Annotated in this window: 1 protein-coding gene; it reads right to left on the reverse strand. The window is 36.5% G+C overall.

Going from position 1 to position 1,030, the window contains the following annotated elements:
* Positions 1-809 (reverse strand): transposase (locus FTT85_RS18515; RefSeq protein WP_180184123.1); only part of this gene is annotated, 809 nt, incomplete at its 3' end.
* Between the last annotated feature and the right edge of the window lie 221 nt (positions 810-1,030).

The raw sequence follows: 1,030 nt of genomic DNA on the forward strand, positions 1-1,030 counted from the left end.
GACATATACAATACTGAGCGTATTTTACTGTCACCTGCTTTTGATAAGTGACTTTGCTTGTTGACTGAACTGCCAGACAACTGATGTACTGGAACCAAACCTACATATGCAGCAGCTTGACTTGCTTTTTCAAACTTGTGCGAATGAAATAACCCCAACAGTAATAAGCCTGATCGTTCACCGATTGAAGGAATAGTTTGCAGTAATTTCAAATCCTGTTTCAATGTTGGATCTTGATCTATGTGATTATTTATTAACTTATCAATATGTTCAAGTTGCTGATTTAAATACTCAATATTCTCTTCAAGTAATTTAATCACAACAACGGAGGTATGAGTGGACTGCGCCTTTTCAAGTCGATTCTTTTCCTGCAATAGACTACCTAGATAGACATCTCGTCTGCCTAGTAAAGCTTTTAATAATCTGACATTTTCAGGTTCAGGCTGCCATATGATTAACTTTGCGGTGTAACCATAACGTGAAAGAGCTTCACTATCAGCTTTATCCGTTTTATTTAGCATGGACATGCCTTTGGCAAAGGCTCTTACTCGTGAAGGATTAGCCACACAAACCTTTACACCTGCATCATATAGATAATATCCCAAATTCTCATGATAAACCGAAGTCGCTTCCATGATTGCTGTCACTTGATCAGGTTCAATTTTAAGAGTGATGAGCCATTTGAGCAGACTGCCAAAGCCACTTTCTGTATTAGTAAATATTTTATTTTTTCTTTTTCCAGTCAAACCTTGAGGGAAAATGCAACAATCTATTTTGGTTTTACTGACATCAATACCTAGCATAATCATGGTGATATTCCTTGAGTTTAAGCTATGATTTTTATCCCATTAACCATCATCTTACCTTGTGAATACAGCATCAAAGTGCTTAGTTACCGTTCAGAGTTGTATGAGGGATAAGGGCAAATTGTAGGTTTTATCTCAGGTTCAAATTTAAGATTTTAGCAGCACTCCAAACTCTACAATTTGCGTATAGTGGTAGCTAATCACTATATCAATCAAGATACAAG

The organism is Acinetobacter sp. YH01020, assembly GCF_013420275.1.
GTDB lineage: Bacteria > Pseudomonadota > Gammaproteobacteria > Pseudomonadales > Moraxellaceae > Acinetobacter > Acinetobacter amyesii.